Raw genomic sequence first — 8378 nt, 5'->3', positions numbered from 1 at the left:
GGCTGGTGGGGCCGCGCGATGGTGGCTGCGGGCGCAAGGTGCCCGGGGCCGGTGGCCCGGCCGGGTGCGAACCGGGCGCCGCCGCCCATGGACCTCCGGCGCGCGGGGCCAGGCGGGCCGTGCGAACCGCAGCGGTGCCGCCGCCCATGGGCTCCGGCCCCGTCCAGCGGGGCCGTCCGGACCGCAGCCGTGCGCCGCCCGTGGATCCCCGGCGCGCGGGGCCAGGTGGGCCGTCCGAACCGCAGCGGTGCCGTCGCTCACGGGCCTCCGGCCCGGCCGGCGGGCGCGCCGGGCGCGGTGTCCGTTCCGAGACCGAACCCGGACAACCTCCACCCCACCGGGCACGTCTCTTGAGGCACCAGCGCTGGGAACCCCATCCCCTCCCGGCAGGAGGTCACCGATGACCCTCACCCCACGGCGGCTGTTCGCGGTCTGCGCCGCCGCCTTGCTCGCGCTCTCGGGCGCCGTCGTCGCGGCGGCGCCGGCCGGTGCGCAACCGGGTGTCGCCACCATGACGAACATCCGCACCGGCCTCAACACCGGCTTCGACCGGGTCGTGCTGGACATGACGGGCCCCGCGCCCCAGGCGTCCTACGAGTGGGTCGACGAGCTGATCGCCGACGGCTCCGGCGACATCGTGTGGCTCACCGGCGAGCACTTCGTCGCCGTCAGCACCACGCCCGCCCGCGCCCACGACGACAACGGCAACCGCACCTACCCGGGTCCCGACAAGTTCCGCACCCACAACCTCCGCAACGTCATGGCCGTCGCGGTGACCGGGGACTACGAAGGCTACGTGTCGATCGGCCTCGGCACACGCTACAAGTCCTGGGTGCGGGTGTTCACGCTCACCGCACCGACCCGCGTCGTCATCGACGTGGGCCACTGACACGAGCGCCGGGCGGCCCCGGCCGCCCGGTCACACCGAAGCCAGGTACTCCTCCGTCTTGGCCGGGTCCAGCAGCCAGTGCTGGAAGTCCGTGGGGTTGTTGAAGCCGTTCACGAACCGCTTCGCCACGGCCGGGTTCGTCTGGGCCGCCCCGAGGATCTGCTGCACGTGCGGCGGTGGCGGCTGCAGCATCGCGTTGGTGAACATCGTGACCCACTGGGCGTGCTCCCAGTACCGGTCGAACGCCCGCTGCATCCACTCCCGGTCGAAGGGCCGGTCCCCGTTCTCCAGGATGCTGCCCAGGTACGACTCGGCGCATTTGGCCGCGTTGTTCGCGCCCTGACCGGTGATCGGGTCGTTCGCCACCACCACGTCCGCCATGCCGAGCACGAACCCGCCGGACGGCAGCTCGCCCACCGGGCGCCGCACGACCGGCGGGTACCCGCCGACCAGCACCGCCTTGCCGTCGGTCAGCTCGGCGTTCTTCGCCCGCTCGTACTCCCACGGGATGTACTGCCGGAACAGCTCCAGGTGCCGCCGCAGCTGCTCCTCCGCCGGAGGCCGGTCGGCGAACGCGTCGAACGGCCCGCCCGGAATGCCGGACACGTAGAAGATGTCGCACGGCCCGGACAGCGTGTAGCCCGGGATGTTGATCAGCTCGCCGACACCCGGGATGATGTTCATCCACACGTCGGTGGTGCCCGGCCGCTCCGGACGCGACTCCTGACCGTGCACATAGGACACCGAAAGCCGGCGCTGCGGCTTCGTGTAAGGGGATCGCGATGGGTCGCGGTCGAACAGCTGCACCAGCTCGCCCTTGCCCGCCGCGACGATCACCAGCTCGTAGAGCCGCGCCAGCCCGTTCAGGTCGGCCGTGGTGACGCCGTGGATCACGACGTTGCCGCCGCGCTCCTCGAACAACTCGAGCCACGCCGCCATCTTCACCCGCTGGTCGATGGACTGCGCCGGTCCGCCGTCCCACGAGGCGATCCAGTTCAGCGCGCGCTGCCCGTCCGGCCCGGCCATCGAAAACCCCTGCCCCGCGACACGGGGAGCGACGTCGTCCCACAGGTTCAGCCCGTGCTTGCGCTCGATGGCGAGCGCGTCGGCGAACATGCACTGGGTCGAGGTGACCCACCCGGCGCGGATCTCGTCCGGCGTGCGCGCGGACATCACGGTCACGTCGTAGCCGTGCTCCTGCAGGCTCAGCGCGAGCTGCAGGCCCGACTGACCCGAACCGACGATCAGGATCTTACGCATGGGCGCGGATCCGGCCCCCCTCCGAGACTTCGGCCAGTGACAGCGTGTAGGACACCAGTTCCTGCAGGGTCTCCAGCACCGACGCCTTGTCGCGGGCGTCGCAGGTGACCAGCGGGACGTCCGGGCTCAGCGCCAGCGCCTCCCGCACCTCGTCGACGTCGTGCGCGAGCTCCCCGTCGAACCGGTTGATCGCGACGATGAACGGCAGGTCCGAGTCGTTCTCGAAGTAGTTGATCGCGGCGAACGACTGGTCCAGCCGCCGGGTGTCGACCAGCACGATCGCGCCGAGCGCGCCACGCGAGAGGTCGTCCCACAGGAACCAGAACCGCGCCTGTCCCGGCGTGCCGAACAGGTACAGCATCAGGTCGTCGTACAGCGAGATCCGGCCGAAGTCCATCGCGACGGTCGTGGTGGTCTTGGCGCCGTCCGGCGGCAGGTCGTCGACACCCTCGCCGGCCTCGGTCATCCACGCCTCGGTGTTCAGCGGCGGCACCTCGGACACGGACCCGACCAGCGTCGTCTTGCCCACCCCGAACCCGCCCGCGATCACGATCTTCGCCGAGATCGTCAGCAGGCCCGGATCAGACGGGGAGCTGCTTGAGTCCATTGAGGATCCTCTCGAGCATGTTCCGGTCGTGGGAGTAGGCGTGGGCGGTCGGGTGGATGAACACCGCCCCCTGCGCGGCCAGGTCGCTGACCAGCACGCGGACCACCCCGAGCGGGATGGTCAGCAGCGAGGACAGCTCGGCGATCGAGACCTGGGAGCGGGCCCGTTCGTAGAGGGCCCGCGACTCCGGCATGAGCTTCTCCGCCAGGGCCGGGTCGTACTGGGGCACCGAGATGAGCGTTTCGACCAGCAGCTGGTGCCGTGCCCTGGTGCGGCCGCCGGTCAGGGTGTACGGCCGGATCCGCTTGCTGCGCGGCTTGACCGCCCGCTCGTCCGGCCCGGTGTCCTGGGACATCGCGAATCACATCCTGTCGGGAGTGCTCAGGCCTGGGGCCGGCGGCCGGTGAGCACGCGGCGCAGGTCCGCGCGCATCTCGGGGGTCAGCGCGTGGCCGGCGCTGGAGACGAACTGCGTCATCTCGTAGGCGACGACCTTCATGTCGCAGTCGGAGGTGGTCAGCACCGCCAGCCCGGCGTGCGCGTCGATGCCCATGAACAGGAAGTACCCGTGGGTGAGCCGGATGATGATCTGCTCGCAGGTGCCCTTGTGGAACAGCGCCGCGCTGTTGCGCGCCAGGCTGAGCAGCCCGCTGGCGATAGCGGCGAGCTGCTCGCGCTCCTCGGTCGACATGTCGTCGGAGGCGGTGAGCGGGAACCCGTCCGAGGACATGATCAGCGCGTGCGACACGCCGTGGACCTTGCGGACGAAGTCGTTGATCAGCCAGGTGAAGTCCTGGCCGGTGTCGGCGGTCACTGCTGCTGCTCCCCGGATTCGTCGGTGCCCTGCTTCTCGCGCGCCGCACGTTCGCCGTCGGTGAAGGCGCCGAGATCGGCGAGCAGTTTCTCGTGCCCGGCGGCGCGGTCCTCGGCGGGGGTCGGCTCCACCGCGGACTGCGCCGCGGGTGCCTGCCCCTGGGGGTTCTTCAGGCTGTGCGAGACGCGGCGCGGCAGACCGCTGGCGGTGGTGCCGCCGACCATCGACCCCGGCTGGGGGCGGCGGGCGGGCGCCGGCCTCGGCGGCGCCGGCTCCCGCTTGGGCAGCCCGGAGCGGTGGCGGGGCTGGGCGGGCGCCTCGGCCACCGCGGTGCCGCGCGGCGCCTGCGGGAACACCACCGTCTGCGTGCCGGACCAGTTGGCCTCCGGCAGATCGGCGACGAGACCCGCGGGCAGCAGCACCGACGCGGTGGTGCCGTGCGGGACGCGGCGGTCGAGCCGGGTGCGCATGCCGTGGCGGGCGGACAGCCGCCGCACGACCGCCAGGCCCATGTGCCGCACCGAGGAGTCGTCGAGCACCGGCTCGCCGGAGAGCCGGTCATTGAGTTCCTGCAGCCGGTCCGGCGGCAGGCCGATGCCCTCGTCCTCGATCCGCACCAGCACGCTGCCCGCTTCGGTCAGGTGGGCGCTGACCCGCACCGGGGTGTTCGGCGGCGAGGACTTCGTCGCGTTGTCCAGCAGTTCGGCGATCAGCCGGCTGAGGTCCTCGCTCGCGAAGCCGACCACGCCCAGCGACACGATCCGCCCGATGTTGACGCGGGCGTACTGGTCGATCGACGACATCGCGCCGCGCACCACGTCGACCAGCGAGGTCGTCTCGGTCGCGGTGTCGGTGGCGTCGCGGCCGGCCAGCACGCGGAGGTTCTCCGCGTTGCGGCGCAGCCGGGTCGCCAGGTGGTCCAGCCGGTACAGCTCGCCGAGCCGCTCGGTGTCCTCCTCCCTGGCCTCCATCTCCTCCAGCTGGGAGAGCAGGGAGTCGACCAGGTTGAGGTCGCGCAGCGCCACGTTCGCGCAGAGCGCGGCGAGCGCCTCTTCGTTGGCCCGCTCGCGCTCCGCCTGGGACGGGGACTGCACGATCACCGGCGGCCGCGGCGGTGGCGGCTGCGCGGGTGGGGGGCCGAAGAGCTGCGAGGCCGCTTCCCTCGAGCGGTCCAGCAGCGCGCGTGAGCGGTTGAGCAGTTCTCGAGCCCGCGTCGCCATGTCGTCCTAACTGCCTGGGTTCGTCACGTGCGGCGGCTCAACCGTCGCGGGGACCCCTTCCCCCGCGTGTGGCCGAACCCGCGCCGGTGAACGCTATGCAACCACTCCGACCCCGCCCGTGTCCACCACTCTCCGCGATCTTGACGCACCGTGCCCGGGTGGTCGACGGAAGGTGGTTCGCCTTGTCCCGCCGGGGGAAACGCTCAGGTGAGCCGCACGTCCAGCCGGGTCTCGCCGCCGCCGACGCGCGCCGCTTTCCTTACTGGTGCGTAACTCGTAGCGACGACGGTGTAGGTGCCGGGTTCGAGGTCGTGGAAGGCGTAGTGCCCGTCCTCGCCTGCGAACGTGCGCCGGGCGAGGACGCCCGATTCGTCCAGCAGGCTCACCGTGATCCGCGGCCACGGCCGCGGCAGGTCGCGCACGTTGACCGTGCCGTGGATGACCGCGGCCTCCGCCAGCTCCAGGTCCTGCCGCACGCTCGCGTCGGTCATGTGCACCGCCACCGCGGACGGCCGGTACCCCGGCGCGTTCACGGCGAGCGTGTAGGTCCCGGCGGGCAGGGCGCCGAAGGAGTATTCGCCGCCCTGGCCGGAGATGTAGGACCCGACGACCTCGCCGCGGGCGTCGGCCAGCGTCACGGTCGCGTCCGCGATCGGCGCCCCGGTCGCCGCGGAGCGGACCACGCCGCCCAGCCCGGTCGCGCTGTCCAGCACGAGGTCCAGGACGGCCGCGGCGTCGCCGACGGTCAGGGTGACCGCCTCCGGCCGGTACGCCGGCGCCGAGGCGATCAGGACGTGGACGCCGCGGCCGGGCGCGGGCAGCCGGTAGCCGCCGTCCGGGCCGGTGGCGCCGCGCGCGATCTGCTGCCCGCCGGAGTCGACGAGCGTGACCGCCGCGCCGGGCACGGGTGCGTCCCGGGTGTCGCGCACCCGTCCGGTCACCTCGCTCATGAGCGGGCCTGCTCGGGACGGCCGGCGTGCAGGTCGACGTCGACGGTCGCCGATTCGCCGCCGCTCAGGTCCACCTGCCGCACCACGGGCTCGAACAGGCTGGTCACCACGGTGTAGTCGCCGGGCGCGAGGTCGTCCACCGTGTAGCCGCCGTGCTCGTCCGTCACCGCGGCCGCGGCGAGTTCGCCCGCGGCGGTGCTGACGGTGACGCGTGCGCCGGGCACCGGGCGGCCGTCCGGCCCGGTGACGGTGCCGCGCAGCGCCCCGGCGGCCTGGACCAGCAGGTCGGCCACGGCCGGTTCGGTGCCGGTCACCACGACGGTCGCCGCTGCCGGGCGGTGGCCGTCCAGGTGCGCGGTCACCGTGATCTCCCCGGCGGGCAGGCCGGCGAGCTGGAACGTGCCGTCGTCGAGGGTGCGTGTCTGCCCGACCACCTGGCCGCCGCCGTCGGTGGCGACCACCGCGGTGTCGCCGGCTCCGGCGCCGCCGGGGGCGCGGCGCACGATCCCGGTCACGGTCCCGCCGCCGGACACGACGAAGTCGCGCACGGCGCCGGAGCCGTTGAGGGCGACCGCGGCCGCCTCCGGCTGGAACCCCGGCGCGGTGACGATCAGCGTGTAGGTGCCGGGGCGCAGGCCGGACACCGCGTAGCCGCCGTCCGCGCCGGCCCTGGTGCGGCCTGCCTGCCTGCCGTCCGCGCCGGTCACGGTCACCACGCCGCCGGCGAGCGCGTTGCCGCCCGCGGTGCGCAGACGGCCGGCGATGCGGCCGGGGCCGGTGGCGACGGTGTCCTGCTCGCTCACGTCGACCAGGTCGCCCACCGCGGCGGCGAGCTCGGAGCCGACGGTCTCGTGCGGCTGCCCCGGCGCGGGCTTGCGGGCCGGGCCGGTGAACCAGGACGCGAGCGCGGCGACCACGGAGGCGATGATCGCGAACCAGAACGCCGCGGTCAATCCGTCGGCGAACGGCCCGGAGATCAGCTGCGGGAAGAAGCTGCGGCCGGTCAGGTAGGCGGCCTGGTCCGGCGGCAGGGTGTGCAGGACGCCGCCGAGGAGCTGCTCGATCGGGTTGTAGCCGAGGAACGCGGCGAACAGCACGCCGACCGGCGGCAGCGACGCGATCTGGTTCGCGTCGGCGGCGGGCACGCCGTTGGCGGTCAGGCCCTGCGCCATCGCCGACGGCAGGTGGTCGGCGAGCCCGGCGATCATCAGGCTGAAGAAGAAGCCGATGGACAGCACCATCGCCGAGTTCTGGAAGGTCGCGGTCATCCCGGCGCCCGCGCCGCGCGCGTTGTTCGGCAGGCTGTTCATCACCTCGGCCCGGTTGGGCGAGGTGAACAGGCCCATGCCGAGCCCGTTGAGGAGCAGGATCGCGGCGAAGGCCCAGTAGCCGAAGTCGACCGGCAGGACTTCCAGCAGGACGAAGCTGAGAGCGGTGATCAGCATGCCGCCGGTGGACAGCAGCCGCCCGCCGATGCGGTCGGAGATGATGCCGGACACCGGCGCGGAGACGAGGAAGCCGATCGTCAGCGGCAGCATGTAGATGCCGGCCCACAGCGGGGTCTTCTCGAAGCTGTAGCCGTGCTGCGGCAGCCAGATGCCCTGCAGCCAGATGATCAGCACGAACTGCAGGCCGCCGCGGCCCAGCGAGGCGAGCAGGTTCGCCAGGTTGCCGAAGGTGAACGCGCGGATCTTGAACAGTCCGAGGTTGAACAGCGGGTTCGCGACCCTGGTCTCGATGACGCAGAAGACGACCAGGACCACGACGCCGCCGATGAGGCAGGACAGCACGAACGGGCTGGTCCACCCCATGGTGTGCCCGCCGTAGGGCTGGATGCCGTAGGTGATGCCGACGAGCACGGCGATGAGGCCGACCGCGAAGGTCAGGTTGCCCCACCAGTCCATCTTCGCGCGGTGGCGCTCGCTGGTGTCCTTGAGCTTGAGGTAGGCCCAGATCGTGCCGAAGACGCCGAACGGGACGGAGACGAGGAAGACCAGCCGCCACTCGACCGGGCCGAGCAGGCCGCCGATCACCAGCCCGAGGAAGGACCCGGCGATCGCGGCGACGCCGTTGATGCCCAGCGCCATGCCGCGCTGCCGCCTGGGGAAGGCGTCGGTGAGGATCGCGCTGGAGTTGGCCATCAGGAACGCGCCGCCGATGCCCTGGACGATGCGCCAGGCGATCATCCAGATCGCCGCCGCGCCGCCGTTCATCCACGTGATCGCCAGGAAGATGGACGACACCGCGAAGACGGCGAACCCCAGGTTGTACATGCGGACGCGGCCGTACATGTCGCCCAGCCGCCCGAAACCGACCACCAGCACCGCGGTGACGACGAGGAAGCCCATCATCATCCACAGCAGGTAGCTGGTGTTCGACGGCTCCAGCGGGTTGATGTCGATGCCGCGGAAGATGTCCGGCAGCGCGATGAGCACGATCGAGGAGTTGATCGTGGCCATGAGCATGCCCAGTGTCGTGTTGGACAGCGCGATCCACTTGTAGCGGGGACCGAGCGCAGGCTGCACTTCCATCACTCCAACCAGCGAAAATTAGTTGACCTATGCTAACTGATTTCGCCGGATCGGATGACCAAGCTCTCACGGTGTGAGCGGTGATCCGGATCGCATTCCGCTGCGAAA

8 protein-coding genes are annotated in these 8378 nt (G+C 71.9%); 1 reads left to right on the top strand and 7 read right to left on the bottom strand.

What is annotated here, in order from left to right; all coding sequences use genetic code 11:
- The first annotated feature begins 400 nt into the window (after nt 1-400).
- Nucleotides 401-889 carry a hypothetical protein gene (locus AMY39116_RS0334560; RefSeq protein WP_020422165.1) on the top strand — a complete coding sequence of 163 codons (489 nt, stop codon included), beginning with the start codon at nt 401-403 and terminating at the stop codon, nt 887-889.
- 30 nt (nt 890-919) lie between these two features.
- Here AMY39116_RS0334560 and AMY39116_RS0334555 read toward each other — a convergent pair whose 3' ends face one another.
- From AMY39116_RS0334555 to AMY39116_RS44100, 7 genes are all read right to left on the bottom strand, one after another.
- Nucleotides 920-2149, bottom strand: coding sequence for a styrene monooxygenase/indole monooxygenase family protein (locus tag AMY39116_RS0334555; protein WP_020422164.1), 1230 nt, complete (start codon nt 2147-2149; stop codon nt 920-922).
- Nucleotides 2142-2756, bottom strand: coding sequence for an ATP/GTP-binding protein (locus tag AMY39116_RS0334550; protein ID WP_020422163.1), 615 nt, complete (start codon nt 2754-2756; stop codon nt 2142-2144). Before AMY39116_RS0334550 ends, AMY39116_RS0334555 begins: the two co-directional genes overlap by 8 nt.
- On the bottom strand, nt 2731-3111 hold the full coding sequence (locus AMY39116_RS0334545) for a DUF742 domain-containing protein (protein WP_020422162.1): 381 nt from the start codon (nt 3109-3111) through the stop codon (nt 2731-2733). Before AMY39116_RS0334545 ends, AMY39116_RS0334550 begins: the two co-directional genes overlap by 26 nt.
- Before the next feature lie 26 nt (nt 3112-3137).
- Complete coding sequence (locus tag AMY39116_RS0334540) at nt 3138-3569, bottom strand: roadblock/LC7 domain-containing protein (RefSeq protein WP_020422161.1); 432 nt, start codon at nt 3567-3569, stop codon at nt 3138-3140.
- Nucleotides 3566-4789 carry a sensor histidine kinase KdpD gene (locus AMY39116_RS0334535; protein WP_020422160.1) on the bottom strand — a complete coding sequence of 408 codons (1224 nt, stop codon included), beginning with the start codon at nt 4787-4789 and terminating at the stop codon, nt 3566-3568. The genes AMY39116_RS0334540 and AMY39116_RS0334535 overlap by 4 nt, the downstream gene beginning before the upstream one ends.
- Before the next feature lie 203 nt (nt 4790-4992).
- On the bottom strand, nt 4993-5739 hold the full coding sequence (locus AMY39116_RS0334530) for a collagen binding domain-containing protein (protein ID WP_020422159.1): 747 nt from the start codon (nt 5737-5739) through the stop codon (nt 4993-4995).
- Nucleotides 5736-8270 (bottom strand): MFS transporter, encoded by a 2535-nt coding sequence (locus tag AMY39116_RS44100; protein ID WP_020422158.1) that lies wholly within the window; start codon nt 8268-8270, stop codon nt 5736-5738. The genes AMY39116_RS0334530 and AMY39116_RS44100 overlap by 4 nt, the downstream gene beginning before the upstream one ends.
- Nucleotides 8271-8378 lie beyond the last annotated feature (108 nt).

It is taken from the genome of Amycolatopsis sp. ATCC 39116 (assembly GCF_000231075.2).
Classification (GTDB): domain Bacteria; phylum Actinomycetota; class Actinomycetes; order Mycobacteriales; family Pseudonocardiaceae; genus Amycolatopsis_E; species Amycolatopsis_E tucumanensis.
This window is presented reverse-complemented; position numbering and strand designations above follow the sequence as displayed.

Coding starts and splice junctions, on each gene's coding strand:
- AMY39116_RS0334560 (WP_020422165.1), top strand. CDS start 401: ATGACCCTCACCCCACGGCGGCTGTTCGCGGTCTGCGCCGCCGCCTTG.
- AMY39116_RS0334555 (WP_020422164.1), bottom strand. CDS start 2,149: ATGCGTAAGATCCTGATCGTCGGTTCGGGTCAGTCGGGCCTGCAGCTC.
- AMY39116_RS0334550 (WP_020422163.1), bottom strand. CDS start 2,756: ATGGACTCAAGCAGCTCCCCGTCTGATCCGGGCCTGCTGACGATCTCG.
- AMY39116_RS0334545 (WP_020422162.1), bottom strand. CDS start 3,111: ATGTCCCAGGACACCGGGCCGGACGAGCGGGCGGTCAAGCCGCGCAGC.
- AMY39116_RS0334535 (WP_020422160.1), bottom strand. CDS start 4,789: ATGGCGACGCGGGCTCGAGAACTGCTCAACCGCTCACGCGCGCTGCTG.
- AMY39116_RS0334530 (WP_020422159.1), bottom strand. CDS start 5,739: ATGAGCGAGGTGACCGGACGGGTGCGCGACACCCGGGACGCACCCGTG.
- AMY39116_RS44100 (WP_020422158.1), bottom strand. CDS start 8,270: ATGGAAGTGCAGCCTGCGCTCGGTCCCCGCTACAAGTGGATCGCGCTG.